At 49.9% G+C, this 15670-nt stretch carries 22 protein-coding genes; 20 read left to right on the top strand and 2 right to left on the bottom strand.

Annotated features, from left to right (window positions below; genetic code table 11):
- Positions 1-191 precede the first annotated feature (191 nt).
- On the bottom strand, positions 192-1226 hold the full coding sequence (locus EAE92_RS06160; protein ID WP_214067429.1) for a phage portal protein: 1035 nt from the start codon (positions 1224-1226) through the stop codon (positions 192-194).
- Complete coding sequence (locus tag EAE92_RS06155) at positions 1226-2983, bottom strand: terminase ATPase subunit family protein (protein ID WP_214067428.1); 1758 nt, start codon at positions 2981-2983, stop codon at positions 1226-1228. Before EAE92_RS06155 ends, EAE92_RS06160 begins: the two co-directional genes overlap by 1 nt.
- 142 nt (positions 2984-3125) lie before the next feature.
- Between EAE92_RS06155 and EAE92_RS06150 the strand changes: the two genes are divergently transcribed.
- The 20 genes from EAE92_RS06150 to EAE92_RS06060 all read left to right on the top strand — a co-directional run bounded on the left by EAE92_RS06150 (position 3126) and on the right by EAE92_RS06060 (position 15663).
- Positions 3126-3962 (top strand): GPO family capsid scaffolding protein, encoded by an 837-nt coding sequence (locus tag EAE92_RS06150; protein ID WP_214067427.1) that lies wholly within the window; start codon positions 3126-3128, stop codon positions 3960-3962.
- 12 nt (positions 3963-3974) lie between these two features.
- The gene (locus EAE92_RS06145) at positions 3975-5078 is read left to right on the top strand and encodes a phage major capsid protein, P2 family (RefSeq protein ID WP_214067426.1); all 1104 of its coding nucleotides are present in this window, start codon (positions 3975-3977) and stop codon (positions 5076-5078) included.
- The gene (gene gpM / locus EAE92_RS06140) at positions 5078-5743 is read left to right on the top strand and encodes a phage terminase small subunit (RefSeq protein WP_214067425.1); all 666 of its coding nucleotides are present in this window, start codon (positions 5078-5080) and stop codon (positions 5741-5743) included. Before EAE92_RS06145 ends, gpM begins: the two co-directional genes overlap by 1 nt.
- Positions 5744-5825: 82 nt before the next feature.
- The gene (locus EAE92_RS06135) at positions 5826-6290 is read left to right on the top strand and encodes a head completion/stabilization protein (RefSeq protein WP_214067424.1); all 465 of its coding nucleotides are present in this window, start codon (positions 5826-5828) and stop codon (positions 6288-6290) included.
- Positions 6290-6493 carry a tail protein X gene (locus EAE92_RS06130; protein WP_036811373.1) on the top strand — a complete coding sequence of 68 codons (204 nt, stop codon included), beginning with the start codon at positions 6290-6292 and terminating at the stop codon, positions 6491-6493. Before EAE92_RS06135 ends, EAE92_RS06130 begins: the two co-directional genes overlap by 1 nt.
- Positions 6494-6496: 3 nt before the next feature.
- Positions 6497-6820 carry a phage holin, lambda family gene (locus EAE92_RS06125; RefSeq protein WP_166304616.1) on the top strand — a complete coding sequence of 108 codons (324 nt, stop codon included), beginning with the start codon at positions 6497-6499 and terminating at the stop codon, positions 6818-6820.
- Positions 6813-7208 carry a structural protein gene (locus tag EAE92_RS06120; RefSeq protein WP_036773192.1) on the top strand — a complete coding sequence of 132 codons (396 nt, stop codon included), beginning with the start codon at positions 6813-6815 and terminating at the stop codon, positions 7206-7208. The genes EAE92_RS06125 and EAE92_RS06120 overlap by 8 nt, the downstream gene beginning before the upstream one ends.
- Positions 7205-7585: a hypothetical protein gene (locus EAE92_RS25190; RefSeq protein ID WP_339959352.1), complete on the top strand. Its 381-nt coding sequence runs from the start codon at positions 7205-7207 to the stop codon at positions 7583-7585. Before EAE92_RS06120 ends, EAE92_RS25190 begins: the two co-directional genes overlap by 4 nt.
- A complete protein-coding gene (lysC, locus tag EAE92_RS25185) occupies positions 7557-7733 on the top strand; it encodes an Rz1-like lysis system protein LysC (RefSeq protein ID WP_236650490.1) in 177 nt (58 codons plus the stop codon). Before EAE92_RS25190 ends, lysC begins: the two co-directional genes overlap by 29 nt.
- Positions 7726-8142: a phage tail protein gene (locus EAE92_RS06110; RefSeq protein WP_214067423.1), complete on the top strand. Its 417-nt coding sequence runs from the start codon at positions 7726-7728 to the stop codon at positions 8140-8142. The genes lysC and EAE92_RS06110 overlap by 8 nt, the downstream gene beginning before the upstream one ends.
- A 1-nt stretch (position 8143) precedes the next feature.
- Positions 8144-8809: a phage virion morphogenesis protein gene (locus EAE92_RS06105; RefSeq protein WP_214067422.1), complete on the top strand. Its 666-nt coding sequence runs from the start codon at positions 8144-8146 to the stop codon at positions 8807-8809.
- Positions 8810-8846: 37 nt separating this feature from the next.
- On the top strand, positions 8847-9485 hold the full coding sequence (locus tag EAE92_RS06100; RefSeq protein ID WP_214067421.1) for a phage baseplate assembly protein V: 639 nt from the start codon (positions 8847-8849) through the stop codon (positions 9483-9485).
- Complete coding sequence (locus EAE92_RS06095) at positions 9482-9823, top strand: GPW/gp25 family protein (RefSeq protein WP_036773187.1); 342 nt, start codon at positions 9482-9484, stop codon at positions 9821-9823. Before EAE92_RS06100 ends, EAE92_RS06095 begins: the two co-directional genes overlap by 4 nt.
- Before the next feature lie 2 nt (positions 9824-9825).
- Complete coding sequence (locus EAE92_RS06090; protein ID WP_036811392.1) at positions 9826-10734, top strand: baseplate assembly protein; 909 nt, start codon at positions 9826-9828, stop codon at positions 10732-10734.
- A complete protein-coding gene (locus tag EAE92_RS06085; protein WP_214067420.1) occupies positions 10727-11335 on the top strand; it encodes a phage tail protein I in 609 nt (202 codons plus the stop codon). The genes EAE92_RS06090 and EAE92_RS06085 overlap by 8 nt, the downstream gene beginning before the upstream one ends.
- Entirely contained in the window at positions 11332-12855 is a 1524-nt protein-coding gene (locus EAE92_RS06080) for a phage tail protein (protein WP_214067419.1), read from the top strand. Before EAE92_RS06085 ends, EAE92_RS06080 begins: the two co-directional genes overlap by 4 nt.
- Complete coding sequence (locus EAE92_RS06075; protein ID WP_214067418.1) at positions 12856-13302, top strand: tail fiber assembly protein; 447 nt, start codon at positions 12856-12858, stop codon at positions 13300-13302.
- 299 nt (positions 13303-13601) lie between these two features.
- The gene (locus tag EAE92_RS06070) at positions 13602-14774 is read left to right on the top strand and encodes a phage tail sheath protein (RefSeq protein WP_214067417.1); all 1173 of its coding nucleotides are present in this window, start codon (positions 13602-13604) and stop codon (positions 14772-14774) included.
- Positions 14775-14784: 10 nt separating this feature from the next.
- Positions 14785-15300, top strand: a complete 516-nt coding sequence (locus EAE92_RS06065) for a phage major tail tube protein (protein WP_214067416.1) — start codon at positions 14785-14787, stop codon at positions 15298-15300.
- 45 nt (positions 15301-15345) lie between these two features.
- Positions 15346-15663: a phage tail assembly protein gene (locus EAE92_RS06060; protein ID WP_214067415.1), complete on the top strand. Its 318-nt coding sequence runs from the start codon at positions 15346-15348 to the stop codon at positions 15661-15663.
- The last annotated feature ends 7 nt before the right edge of the window (positions 15664-15670 follow it).

The raw sequence follows: 15670 nt of genomic DNA, 5'->3' as shown, positions 1-15670 counted from the left end.
CGATCTCTTGCAACTGCATAAAAAGCACTGTATTTAGTGGGCAGGCGCGGCGGGGTCACGACTGCGCGCGGCAGCATCAGGTAACTGTGCTGGTCTCAAATTTCATAATGTAATCATTCTGTATTGAAACTATATTTCTTTCAGACAAAAAAAGACCGCTCAGTCGGCGGCCTCTCGATCAATAATGCGGGCTATTCGTCCTCGTCCATATCCAACGAATACCGTTCAAACCGGATCACCTCCTCACCAATCCAGTTATTTAACTGCTTCATCTTACTTTGCAGTGGCATTAGCTCATTACGTACAAACACCTTAGCCGCCTTCTCCACATCACCAAAACCACCGGTATTCTGTGGAATAATTCCCATCATCTGCGGTGGTACGCGGTGCGCGGCCAGTATGTCGTCACGGCTGGCATTCTTGATATTTAAAAATTCATCCTTAGCCGCGGCTTCAGACAGTGGAATAGTCTGGATACCGTCTTTTTTACCGCCCGGCGCATATAAAAATAGATTGCGGAAATTACCCGGCCCTTTGGCGTTTTTCAGCGCGTCGCGAATATTATCGATATCGGACAGGTTTTGTGACGCATCACTGATATACAGGATATAACCCGCATGGGAACCGTTCAGGTAATACTTGCGGCGAAAAAGCGTAGCCGATTCATTTAGCAATGCCGACGGCAAAGCAGCTAAATACTCCGGCAATCCGTAAAGTTCCTGATTAATATCGGGTTCAATCAGATGAAACACTTGCCTCGTCGGGAACGGGTATGGCTGGCTATTGTAGCCATATTTCACAAACCAGTAGGTTTCCAGGTCTTCACCGCGCCGGGTGAACTTGGCCGGGCAATGATGCAGCTTCAAAGGCTGACCAAGGCGATTCTTGCGTTGTTCAAGATAGGCATTGCCAAACAGCATAAAGTCCAGCGCCCATGAATCGAATGCCTGTCGGCTAAGTAGCCGGTGTGGGATAAAGGTACTGGTCAGGATGTTGCGTTTGACATACACCGCGCTGCTGTGGTGCGGCGCCGAGCGAAACGACAGCGCCAGCCCGTTAAAACTTATCGGGGGTTCATACCAGTTATCGATCAGTACACACTCCAGATAATCAAACACCTCGCGCCGGTCAAGGACCGGGATCGGATCGCCAAAGGTGAATGCCTCAATCGATGGGCTGGCCGTGGTTTTCACCGCCGGATTGCGTTTTCTGTTTTTACGGCTCATCAGTAAACCTCAACAATATTTCTATGGTGGGGAGCGTCACCGGTAATCGGTTCATTAAACAGGGCGTGCATGGTGGCCCATGCCAGATCTGCGTGACTGGCTTCCTCGCTGCGGCTGGCTTGATAGGTCGGGCGGTTGCCGCTGGCGGTGGTAGAACGGCGGATCGCCATAAAACTTTGTGCAATGTCGGTCTGGCCGGCGTCAAACTCCAGCCGGCGATGGTTGATAATGTCCCATGCCTTAAGTACCAGCGCGTTTTTAACGGCGGGGTTATAGACAAATTCCCGCACGGACGGGAAAAATTCTTTGACGTTTTGGTAAACCCCATGCCCGACGCCGGTCGAGTCAATGCCGATATATTCGACGTTGTACTGTTCTGTCAGTCGTTTAATGGCGTCAGACTGAGCGCGAAAGTTCATTCCTCGCCACTGATGACGTTCAAGGATGCGGAACTTGCCGCCCGGTACCCGCGGTGGAGCGACGACGACACAGCCGGCACTGTCGCCATTCTCGCCACCTTTGGCGGGATCATAACCGATCCAGACAGGGTGATAACCATAGGGGCGTAGCATCAGGGGTTGCACATCGTCCCAGATTTCCCAGCTATCGACCATGCAACCCTGCATCAGTTGCAGTGAGAAAATGGATTCGATATCGTCCATAAACTCACACATCAGCAGGTTCTGGTACTCGTCCGGGCTGTATTCCAGCCGTAACTGGTCAATATCAAACAGGTTACAGCCGCCCCTGACGGCATCTTCAACCGTGACAATCTGCCGCCACTGACCATCGGCACATCGTAGGCCGCTGGCTAATGCTTGATGGCTAATATCAATGTCAATGCGATTGGCCTTGGCGCGGCCACGGTTAAACAGTTTGCCTGACCAATACGGGTACGCGCTGTGGGTTAAGCTGGACGGGGTAGAAAAGTAAGTCTGGCGCCATTTTTTGTGCATTGCCATACCGGATGCTACCTTGCGCAGTTCCTGAAACTTCGGAATCCAGAAATATTCATCCAGATAGAGATTGCCGTGATAGCTTTGCGCGGTGCGGGCATTGGTGCCGAGAAAATACAGGGTGGCGCCATTATTCAGGGTGATCGGGTCGCCTTTTAGTTCGACGTCCACTTCCCGCGCCATTTCCAGGATGTACTGCTTGAATACGTGGGCCTGCGCTTTACTGGCAGAGAGAAATATCTGATTGCGTCCGGTAGTCAACGCATCGATTAGGGCTTCACGGGCAAAAAAGAATGTCGCACCAATCTGACGGGATTTCAGGATATTACGGATACGATGCGCTAATCCGGCGTGATACCAGCCATGTTGATAACCGAACAGGGTCGAGCGGAAAATGTCTTCCAGCTTTTTGACTTGTTCCTCACTGAACACGTTCTTTTCCGGTGGCCGGCGCTCACCTTTGTTGCGGTTGGCAATTTTGGGGTTCAGATCGGTTTCATTACCGCCGCGGCTGTATTTCCTGATCCGCGCTTGTCGTTCTAACTGACGGTGCAGCAGGTCAATTTCCTTAAAGTCCTTGCCTTCTTTTTGCTCCTTGGCGATAAGCTGACATAACCGTGCTTCAAGAGATAACTCGACTCGTTCAAACGAGGTCACCTCATCCCATTTGTCGCGACGTTTCCAGCTATGGATAGTTGATGCTTTCTCGTTGAGTATTTCCGCAATCCGTGCGATCCGGTACCCGTTAAAATACAGGTGCATTGCGTGCTTACGGGGATCAAAATCGGGCGTTGTTTTCATGCTGCCAGACTACAGACCCGTCCGTCATTTCTCTGTGTCTGCCCTGTGTGCCAGCCCAGACACAACCGCATTTTATTGTTTCCTCGACCTGACGATACAAACTAGTAGGCCATGACTGATTCATTGATAATCGGGGCTTACAATGCCGAAGAAATCCAAACCCTTTCGAATCTGTGTGGAAGGCGCAACCACAGACGGGCGCAAGGTTCAGCGCGAATGGCTGACACAGATTGCCGCCAACTATGACCCGCAGACCTACGGCGCGCGTATCAACATGGAGCATTACAATTTTTCGTGGAGTCCGCGCTTTGGCGATGTGGAATCGGTTTTTACCGAAGAAATCAAGGACGGTGCGCTGGCGGGCAAGCTGGGGCTGTATGGGATACTTTTACCCACCGATGATCTGGTGGAAATGAACCGTAAGCGTCAAAAGGTTTACACCTCCGCCGAAATCAACCTGGATTTTGCTGACTTCGGCGGCGCGTATCTGGTGGGATTGGCCGTTACTGACAGTCCGGCAAGTCTTGGCACCGAAATGTTGCAGTTTAGCGCTAATGCGACCAATAACCCGCTGAATTCGCGCAAGCAGCACCCGAACAATGTTTTTACTGCCGCGGAAGAAACTTTGCTCGAATTTATTGATTTGTCAGAGGAAACCGAAAAAATCTCTCTCTTTTCCCGTGTACAGACGTTCTTCCAGAAAAAGCAGCAGAGTGATGATACTCGTTTTACCGATATCCATCGGGCTGTCGAATTATGCGCCCAAGAGCAGCAGGCCACGGTGGAAACCGTGAGCACACTTTCTCAACAAATAGGTGAAATAACTGCTATCAAACAGAAGCAAACTGAACTTGAAACCCAGCTTAGTGACTTAAAAACTCAGTTGAGTCAGCAAGACAGCCAGAAAACACACCGACCTGTTTCGCTGGGATCGCCGAACGCCGACACTCCAGTCAGTAAACATCTGACCAACTGTTAATGGAATAACCCCATGAAGAACGAAACTCGATTTAAATTTAACGCCTTTCTGATGCGTCTGGGTGAAATTTACGGTGTGGACGCCACGGCATTTACAGGCAAGGTAGACGTCAATCCATCCGTTGCTCAGACGTTGGAAGATGAAATCCAGCAAAGCGCCGATTTCCTGCAAAAAATTAATATGGTTCCCGTCAGTGAGCAGTCAGGCGAAGCGATTGGGCTAGGTGTCGGTTCGACTATTGCAGGGACGACAGACACCGACAGTAAGGAGCGAGAAACTTCCGATCCGACCCGACTCAACGCTATTGAGTATAAATGCGAACAAACCAACTTTGACACTAGCATTCCTTACAAAAAACTTGACTTGTGGGCGAAATTTCAAGATTTCCAGTTACGTATCCGTAACGCAATTATCCGTCGTCAGGCATTGGACCGCATTATGATCGGTTGGAATGGGGTTAAACGCGCCAAAACCTCAAACCGCGTTCAATATCCACTATTGCAGGATGTAAATATCGGCTGGTTGGAAAAAATCCGACAGGATGCACCGGATCATGTCATGAGCAATATCACTGACGAAGCCGGTAAGGTTATATCTGAAACCATCCGTGTAGGAGATGGGGGAGATTTTAATAATCTTGACGCATTGGTGATAGATACTGTCAACAATGCTATTGACCCAGAATATCAGGATGATACGGAACTGGTGGTCATTTGTGGCCGTGAACTGCTGGCTGATAAATATTTCCCGTTGGTCAATCAGTCGCAGCCCAACACCGAAAAAATGGCGGCAGATGTGATTATCAGCCAGAAACGTATCGGTAATTTGCCCGCAGTGCGTGTACCGTATTTCCCGCCCAAAGCCTTGCTAATTAGCCGTCTGGATAATCTGTCTATCTATTATCAGGAAGGCACCCGCCGACGTTCTGTGCTGGATAACCCCAAACGTGATCGCATTGAAAACTACGAATCAGTCAATGAGGCGTATGTCGTTGAAGACTATCGCGGTGTGGCCCTGATTGAAAATATCGAGATGTTTGCAGCCAGCAAAAAAGCAGCGTCGTTGCAGCCAGATAATGCCGTACCTGAGCACAACGCCGACACTGAGGAACAATAATGGCTAGCCCGTGGCAGCGTCACCGAATGCGATTACAGGCGACCGAGGCCGCTCAACTGAGTAGCCCCGCGTGGCAAAATCACGGCGGTTATAACCAGATGCTGCTGATGCTGGAGCAAGACCGCCGTCACCTTAAAAAAATCCAGTCTATAGAGCGCAAAGCGCAGCACAAAAGGCAGATATTGCCTAAATATGCGCCGTGGATTACTGGGGTATTACAGGGGGGCATAGGTCATCAAGATGATGTGCTGATGTATGTCCTGCTGTGGCGTATTGATGCAGGTGATTATGATGGTGCGCTGGATATCGCTGAGTACGCGTTACAGCACCGACTCGCTATGCCTGAAAATCATGAGCGGACAACGGGCTGTGCCGTGACAGAAGAAATCGCCGAAGCAGCCCAGCGTTGCTATACCGCTAAATCTCCGGTGCCTCTTGCCACGCTGGAACGGGCGGCCAATCTCACCCACGATCAGGATATGCCCGATAAGGTGAGGGCGGAGTTATATAAATGGCTCGGTTACAGCCAGCGGGATAACAACCAGCCGCAGCCTGCCTATTGTTCACTGAACAGGGCTTTAGAACTGAATAATCATGTTGGCGTGAAAAAAGACTTAGAGCAACTTGCCAGAGCGCTCCGCAGTCAGAAACACAACAACACATAACCGAACGTGCCAACGCGCCGGGGCGGCACGGGGTGGCGAAGTCTCAACGCCCTGTTCACCGCCCACCTATTCAGGGGGCAATATGGACTTTATTTCAACCACATCCGCAACGGATAAACAGGCCACCATGACCAGTGTCCCGTTTTTTCCTGCTATTGAGATCAGTCGCTACCGTGACGAGATGCGGACAGATGGTACGGTCACCGCGCCGAGATTACATCAAGCAATTTCCAACGCCATTGTTGAGGTTAATCGCGAGCTGAACCATTGGCGGCTGATCCATATCGATGGGGGATACTCATCACTGGCCGATATTCCCGCCGACACTCTCAATGGCGAGAGTGAGTTGGTTTCTCTCTATCGTCGAGCGGTGTTTTGCCTGACTAAGGCGAACCTGATCGAACGTTACCGCGATATCGACACGACTCAGACCGGCAGTAAAAAGGCTGAGGCAATGGAAATCACCATTGACGACCTGTGGCGGGATGCGCAATGGGCGATGCGCCGGATACAGGGGCGGGATCATGTCATTGTGGCGCTGATCTAATGCGGGTAAGGGCACAACAGTATGACACCGTGGATTCCTTATGCTGGCGCCACTATGGACGAACACAGGGAGTCACCGAACGGGTATTAGCAGCCAATCCCGGTTTGGCTGATGTTGGGGCCATCTTGCCGCAGGGTACCGAGATTGAACTGCCTGAAATCACGCCTGCTGCTGTAACGCCCATCATTCAATTATGGGATTAGAAAATGGACAAACAACCGGATTTATGGGCCGATTTATTGAATGGCCTGAGAAATTCATGGCCGCAGATATCCGGCTCCTTACTGGCTGTACTGATCTGTTATGGTCGCCTGATTTATGACGGTGTAGAGCGAAAAAAACGCTGGGTTGAACCGTTGCTATGTGGTGCGTTGTCGTGGGGTGTTTCCAGCGGGCTGGAACTGTTTGGTATTCCCGGCAGTGTTTCACCGGCTTTGGGGGGAGCCATTGGTTTTATTGGTGTTGAAAAACTGCGTGAATTTGCCCTTCGCGCAATCAATAAACGTTTGGGAGACAAATCACGTGACTAGAGGTGTTCGCAATCATAATCCGGGCAATATTCGGCACGGCGATAAATGGCTGGGATTACACGACACACAAACAGACCCGTCATTTTGTCAATTTGTATCACCAGAATACGGCATACGGGCCATTATCAAGATTATCCGCAATTATGAACGAAAATACGGATTGAACAGTATCCGGCAGATAATTTCTCGTTGGGCGCCCCCGAATGAAAATGATACCGAAAATTACATTGCATATATGAGCCGGGCGGTTGGTATTCCCTGTAACGCGGTGATTGATGTTGATAATCCGGTGATCATGACCCGATTGGTTCGCGCCATCATTCAAATGGAGAACGGACAGCAACCGTATGCCGATACGATCATTAAACGGGCGTTTGCGCTGTTATGAGGTTTAATCTGCACATATTCACCTTGAGTATGCTGGCGGCAGTGTCCGGCCTGCTCTGGTTCTATTACGGTGAGTATCAGCAAAAAAGCGATGAATACCAAAAGCTGAGCCAGTGGTATAAGCAACAGCAAACCATTACCGATAACGCATTCCAAACCATCAGGATAATCAATGATATCTCACGGGTTAATAACGAAAATCGGGAGCGATCAGCTGTGGATGCCGCACAAATTCAGGCGGATATCAATACCGCTGTTGTCGGGAATGATTGCGCCCGTCGTGCTGCTCCTGATAGGGCTGTTGTCCGGTTGCAGCAGCACGCGAACCGAATACGTTCAGGTACCGTTGATGCCGATTCCGATGCATCTGCTCGCTGATTGTCTGCCCCCGGTCATAGCTGACACAATGACATGGGGTGATAGCTTGTTGCTGAATGCACAGTTACTGGCGGTTATTGAACAGTGCAATCTGGATAAACAGGCCATTCGACAAATAGAACAGATTAGACAGGTGACACATGAATAAGCCTAACGCCTTGCGAAAAGTCCTGACAGAAAAGATCCCCTACTTGCGCGACAACCCTGAATACCTGCATTTGTTTGTTGAAGATGGCACCGTGCTGGCGACAATGGCGCTCTCCTTGTCTTACGAATATGAATACACGCTAAACCTGATTATTGAAGCCTATCCCGATGATCAGAATGTGCTCATGGCGGTTATCGGGCACTGGATACGCGAGCGCCAGCCAGATATTTTTGCTCATCCTGACAATCGCCGCAGCGGCTTTACCTTTGACGTGAATATTCTCAATGATGACACCGCTGATATCAGTATCGACCTGAAACTGACCGAGCGTGTACTGGTCACCCAGCAAGGGCCGGTCAGCACGGTAAGCGCCATTTCTGAGCCTGAAAACCCGTTTGACAGGTGGTGAGATGAACAGTGACGCATTGCAGCCTTTGGATACCGCACTAACCGCCCTGTTGAATCAACTTTCTCCCGCCAGTCGAAAGCAACTGGCCCGTGATATTGCGCGGGACTTGCGACAGAGCCAAATACAGCGTATCCGATCCCAGCGTAACCCTGACGGCAGCCGCTTTACCCAACGCAAGGCACAAACCCGCGCTGTACAGCATGGTATAAAATTCATCTGGCGTGGTGAACCTCGCACCTTGAAAAATTGGCAAATCCGCAAGGGCAAGAAGGGTGAAACGATTACCGGCTATGATGCCGAGCGTAAAGGCCAGCGTACTTTTTACAAACGCGATATCCAACGTTTTCTGGACGTCAAAACCGACCGGATCAGTACCCGAAAATCCAATAAAAAGACCCGCATGTTTAAGAAACTGGCTACCGCGCGTTACTTACGTTTTTCCGCCAGTGATCGGGAAGCCGTTATCTTTTTCGCATCGAAAGTCACTGCGGTTGCTCGTGTGCATCAGTTCGGATTAAAGGAGCGCATGAAAGGGAAAAACATTGAAGTCAAATATCCATCGCGGCGACTTTTGGGACTGACACAGAGCGATATTCAACATATCGAAGACCAGATACTTTCCCATCTCACCCACGGATGTGTGCCAGTCAGCACACAAACCCTATGACGTGCAGGTGAGGGTTTGGGGTGACATTGTTGTTTGCATGAACACACAATTAACTGAACTGTTGCGCCGATTGCGCAACCTGATCCGAATCGGTGTTATTACCCAGGTAGATACTACACGGGGCATGTGCCGGGTTATGACAGGCAATCTTGAAACTGACTGGTTGCATTGGTTGACACCCAGAGCGGGAAGTTCCCGAACATGGTGGGCACCCAGTGTTGATGAGCAGGTTTTATTGTTATCCCTTGGTGGTGACTTGACCACGGCTTTTATACTGCCTGCGATTTTTTCTGATGAGTTTCCGGCCCCTTCTGTATCGCCGGAAGCGGTGTGTATCGCTTTTCCTGATGGTGCCGTGATGGAATATGAACCACAGATCAGCGCCTTAACTGTCACCGGTATTAAGACCGCCACGATTACCGCGTCGGTTTCCGTGCATGTTACTGCACCAGAAATCACTTGTATGGCCGGCAATCAGATCACATTGGATACACCCACCGTCATTTGCACCCACCATCTGACTACGGGCAGTCTGGAAGTGCAAAAAGGCGGCACTATGCGCGGCAATATCGTTCATGTAGGGGGTGAATTCAATTCTAACGGGGTTGTGGTGGATTCGCACCGACACAACGGTGTGCGCTCCGGTGACAGCACATCGGGAGTCCCCATATCATGATGTACCTTGGTATGAATCGACAGACGGGTGAGGCTATCAGCGATATTGCCCATGTTCGCCAGTCAGTCAGCGATATCTTGCTAACGCCGATGGGTAGCCGTATTACTCGCCGCCAATATGGTTCGTTGTTATCCGAACTGATTGATGCGCCCCAAAATCCTGCTTTACGTCTGCAAATTATGGCTGCGTGCTATACCGCCATCCAGCGATGGGAACCCCGCATTACCCTGACCGCTATCACTATCAATCAGGGTGAAGCCGGACATATGATTGTTGATATCAGCGGACAATATCAGCTATCCAATGTCCCGGTTGTTTTTTCTGTGCCTGTGGGGTGACCATGCCGCCCATCGACCTTAGTCAGTTACCGCCGCCGGAGGTTGTCGAACTATTGGATTTCGAAACCCTGTTGGATGAGCGAAAAGAAAAACTGATTTCACTGTATCCGCCAGAGCATCGCGATGCTATCACCCGCACGTTGGCGCTGGAATCCGAACCCATCACCAAACTGTTGCAGGAAAACGCCTATCGGGAATTGCTCTTGCGTCAGCGCATCAATGAAGCAGCGCGGGCGGCGATGGCGGCGTATGCCATAGGCAGCGACTTAGACCAACTGGGGGCGAATAACAATGTGCAGCGTTTGGTATTACAGCCCGCTGACAATCTCGCTATACCGCCTATCTCTGCTGTGCTGGAATCTGACGCTGATTTTCGGGTACGCATTCCGCAAGCGTTCGAGGGGTTAAGCGTCGCCGGCCCTGTGGCATCCTATGAATACCATGCGTGCAGTGCTGACGGACGGGTTGCCGATGCATCGGTGATAAGCCCGGCGCCTGCTTGTGTCACCGTCAGTATTTTGTCACGTGAGGGGAACGGCGCGGCCAGTGATGAACTGATTGCGGTCGTGAATACTGCTCTGAATGATGAGGACGTTCGCCCCGTGGCGGATCGCCTGACCGTACAGTCTGCGGAGATTGTCGACTATCAAATTGATGCCGTGCTGTACCTGTACCCAACCCCGGAATATGAGCCGATATTGCGGGCTGTGCGTGAACGGCTGGCGCGTTACACTGCCGAGCAACACCGGATTGGCCGCGATATCGTGCGCAGTGCCATCTTTGCTGTCTTGCATATGCCCGGTGTTCAGCGTGTTCACCTGAAAGCTCCGGCGCAGGATGTGATTCTGGATAAAACTCAAGCGAGTTTTTGCACACGTGCGCAGGTAGTGATTGGGGGAGCGGATGAATAACCGTTTGTTACCTGTTGGATCATCACTGCTGGAAGTGGCCGCCGCTGAAGCCCTCGCCAGTCTGTCAAATGTGCCGGTTCCCCTGCGTGACTTGTGGAGTCCTGAGCGGTGTCCAGTGAAGTTGCTCCCCTATCTGGCGTGGGCGTGGTCGGTTGACCGCTGGGATATGGACTGGCCGGAGAATACTAAACGCGAGTCAATTAAGGCGTCGATGTTTGTTCATCAGCACAAGGGAACCATTGGCGCAATCCGGCGAATAGTGGAACCATTCGGTTATCTCATCCGTGTTCTCGAATGGTGGCAAACCAATGATGTCCCCGGTACTTTCCGGTTGGATATTGGCGTCATGGAAACGGGGATCACCGAGACCACCTATCAAGAACTAGAACGGTTGGTTTTTGATGCCAAACCCGCTTCACGGCATTTGGTCGGTATGTCTATTCAGTTGGAGACCAGTGGCGAAAATTATTGCGCGGTCGCTAGTTACAGCGGTGATGTATTAACCGTTTACCCCTATATCCCGGAATTAATTACCGTCACTGGCTCTGATGTAGTAGGGGCTGGAGTGCATATTATTGATGATATGAGGATTGAGTCATGAGGACCAAATATTTTACCCTGTTAACTCGATTGGGTGCGGATAAGCTGGCAAATGCCGCCGCGTTGGGTACCAAGATTGAAATCACCCATATGGCTGTTGGTGATGGAGGTGGAAGCCTGCCGACACCAGATACTACACAGACTGAACTGGTTAACGAACGCCGCCGCGCGGCGATTAATGAGCTAAATGTTGATCCCAAGAATACTAACCAGATTATTGCCGAGCAGGTAATCCCCGAAAACGAGGGCGGTTGGTGGATACGGGAAATTGGCCTGTTTGATAAAGACGGTATTTTGATTGCCGTCGGAAACTGCGCGGAGACTTACAAACCGCAGTTACAGGAAGGCTCTGGGCGTACACAGACTATTCGTATGGTCTTGATTGTCAGCAGTACCGACACAGTAACATTGAAAGTTGATCCCTCCGTGGTGCTGGCAACGCGGGAATATGTGGACGAGTCGATTCAAATTCATGTGAAGAACCCTAATCACCCTGACGCTACGCTAAAAGATAAGGGTTTCGTTGTTTTGAGCAGCGCAGTAGATAGTAATAGTGAAATCCACGCGGCAACCCCGAAGGCGGTTAAGGCGGCGTATGACTTGGCAAATGTCGCGGACAATAAGGCTAATGGCCGTGTGCCTGCTAATCGTAAAGTGAACGGGAAGGCACTTTCCTCTGATATTTCACTGAATGCGGGGGATATTGGGGCGTATACCAAAGGGGAAATGGATTCTCGTGTGAATGAAGTCAACATACTGGCAAACACGGCAAACCAGAATGCGACGGATGCTAATGATAATGCAAATAGTCGATTGTCCAAGAGGGAGAACGGCGCTGACATTCCTGACAGAAATGCTTTTGTGAAAAATCTCAATTTGTTGGAAACGGTGGTGTTGGCTAAAGGAGCAGTACCGAGCAACCGGAAAATCAACGGTAAGGCGTTGACCGGGGACCTTAGTTTGAGTGCTGGAGATGTGGGAGCATATACGCGAGCAGAGAATGATAATACTTTCTTGCGTATTTCTAGCGATAAAAGCGCCACCGTTGGTAGTTTACTGATTGATAGCAAAACGCCCTTTCCTGAATTGCGTTTCAAATCGAAAGATGGGTATGTGGTAGGAATTAACGGCTCAGAAGGAAAATTGTTGCATATCTATTCTAACGATACGAGCAATCGGCGGCGTTACAATATACTAATACCTGAGCGAAGCGGTACTCTTGCGCTACAAAATGCAGCGATAAAATCTGAAAATGGTTGGTGGCAATGCGGGGATACGGGAATAATGATTCAATGGGTTAAAGTTGCATCCAGCCAACAATCATGGGTAAAAGTCAATTATCCAATTTCTTTTAAAAATAAGTTCTTTGGCTATATTGCCAGTATGTCGAGTGTCAATACATCAACGGGCCACACATTAGTACGTAATGCAACACTATCGACATTTGAATATCAAGCTGGCACTCCTAACAGTAATGAGAATCCAGACAGAGTTGTACATATATTATTTTGGGGGGTATAAATGGTTTATTTCTCCAGAAAAGAAGGCGCTTTTTATAATGAAGCTTATGAAGAATGCGTTGAAATAACAGCAGAAAAACACAATGAATTACTCGCCGGGCAATCGCGCGGTTTATCAATTGTTAGTAGTAAAGAGGGTTATCCAGTACTCATTGAACGTGCTCCGTCCGTTTATCATAAATATGATGGTGAAAAATGGATAATATCAGAAAGTGATAAAATAAAGCTTAGACAGGAACAGCAGCAACAAGCAGAACATAAGAAACAGCAACTTATGCTCACGGTAGGTAAACAGATAGCCCCGTTACAAGATGCGGTAGATTTGGGGATGGCGAGTGATGAGGAAAAATCGCTGTTAGCCGATTTGAAAAAATATCGGGTATTACTGAACCGCGTTGATGTTAATTTAATGCCAGATATTCATTGGCCCGAAAACCCCTCAGAATAATGGAATCAGAGCCGCAGTAGTTTAGTTCTTATTTGAGCGGCTCTGACTATTCGATATCGGGAGCCTGTGAGGTACCTACTCTATTTCTGCAACGTCTTCTATTTTAAGTTTCATAGTGCGTGATGTAACGACTGAATATTTTAATTCGATGACGTCTTATTAATTGCTCAGGGGGTAAATGTCCTTGTGCTTTTTTGATATTCTCCACTTTGTGCTATCCCTGATACTTACCCAATCAACTGAATTTTATTGTCACAGCGATCACCATAGTGAAATCATCATTACGGGAGTCTTTCGCTATGGCACAAGATTATCATCATGGCGTCCGCGTGCAGGAAATCAACGAGGGCACGCGCACCATTACCACTGTCAGCACCGCTATTGTCGGGCTAGTCTGCACAGCGGATGATGCTGACACCAAAACTTTTCCCTTGAACACGCCAGTCTTGTTAACCGACGTTCTGACTGCCAGTAGTAAGGCTGGAAAAACGGGCACACTGTCCCATGCTCTGCGAGCGATTGCCGACCAGTCCAAACCTGTGACTGTTGTTGTGCGTGTGGTTCAAGGGGAAACCGAAGCGGAAACCACGTCGAATATCATTGGCGGCGTTACCGACGAGGGCAAAAAAACGGGAATGCAGGCGCTGCTTGCGGCACAAGGTCAGCTCGGCATCAAACCGCGTATTTTGGGGGTACCCGGTCATGATACCCAACCTGTCGTAACAGCCCTTGCCGACATCGCTCAAAAGCTGAGGGCAATGGCTTATGTCAATGCTTACGGCTGCAAGACCATTTCCGACGCTATCAAATACCGCAACAACTTTAACCAGCGCGAAATGATGTTGATTTGGCCGGACTTCCTCAGTTGGGATACGGTCAAAAATAACGAGTCTATCGCATACGCAACGGCTCGTGCGCTGGGCCTGCGTGCCAAAATCGACGAGGAAACCGGCTGGCACAAAACCTTGTCTAACGTTGGTGTCAATGGTGTGACAGGGATTTCTGCCGATGTCTTTTGGGATTTGCAGGATGCTGTCACCGATGCCAACCTGCTTAACCAGAACGCCGTTACGACCTTAATCCGCAAGAATGGTTTTCGTTTTTGGGGTTCTCGCACCTGTTCGGGTGATCCGTCGTTTCAGTTCGAGAGTTACACACGCACGGCGCAGGTACTGGCTGACACGATGGCTGATGCGCATATGTGGGCGATTGACAAGCCACTGATGCCTTCGCTGGTACGCGACATTATCGAAGGTATTAATGCCAAGCTGCGCGAACTGAAATCCAATGGTTACCTGATCGACGGTCAGTGCTGGTATGACGACAGTGTTAACACCAAGGACACCCTGAAAGCAGGCAAACTGTTCATTGATTACAACTACACGCCGATCCCGCCATTGGAAAACCTGCTGTTGCGCCAGCGCATCACTGACCAGTACCTGATGAATTTCGCCAACAGCATTAACAGCTAAGGGGCTACTCGTGGCATTACCTCGTAAACTCAAATACCTGAATTTGTTCAATGACGGCAACAATTACATCGGTGTTGTGGAAGAAATGACGCTTCCTAAACTGAGCCGTAAGCTTGAAGCCTATCGAGGCGGTGGCATGAATGGCACTGCCTCGGTGGACTTGGGGCTGGATGATGGCGCACTAGATGCCGAATTTTCTCTCGGTGGTGTCGAGTCCCAACTTTACCGACAGTGGGGTATTGAGAAAGTGGACGGTGTTTCTCTGCGCTTTAACGGCTCCTTTCAGCGTGATGATACCGGGGAAGTGATTGCGGTCGAAGTCGTGATGCGTGGCCGCTTTTCGGAATTTGACCACGGCAGCTACAAACAAGGCGACAACAGCCAGACCAAAGTCAGCGCCAAAAACACCTACTTCAAACTGACGTGGGGCGGAGAAGTCCTGATCGAAATCGACACCGTTAATATGGTGGAAATCGTTGGTGGTGTTGACCGTCTGGACGCCCACCGACGCGCCATCGGTTTGTAACAATTGAACGTTTATCATCTATAAATCACTATAGGAACATTCACTATGACTGAACAAACTCCCATTGCCCTGCCGGAACTCGCTACAGTGACACTGGAAGAACCTATTACCCGTGGTGCAACCACCATCAGCGATGTCGTTGTGCGTAAGCCCAACAGTGGCGCACTGCGTGGTGCCCGTTTGCAGGCCCTGATGGAAATGGACGTCGATTCTATGATGTTGGTGTTGCCTCGTGTCACCGCGCCGGCACTGACCAAAAATGATTTGTTGCTGATGTCGCCCGGCGATCTGATTAACCTCAGCATTGAGGTGGTCAATTTTTTGCTGCCGAAGTCGGTGAAGTCCGATTTCCAGCATCAATAACCGTTGA

It is taken from the genome of Photorhabdus hainanensis (assembly GCF_018448965.1).
Lineage (GTDB): Bacteria > Pseudomonadota > Gammaproteobacteria > Enterobacterales > Enterobacteriaceae > Photorhabdus > Photorhabdus akhurstii.
This window is presented reverse-complemented; position numbering and strand designations above follow the sequence as displayed.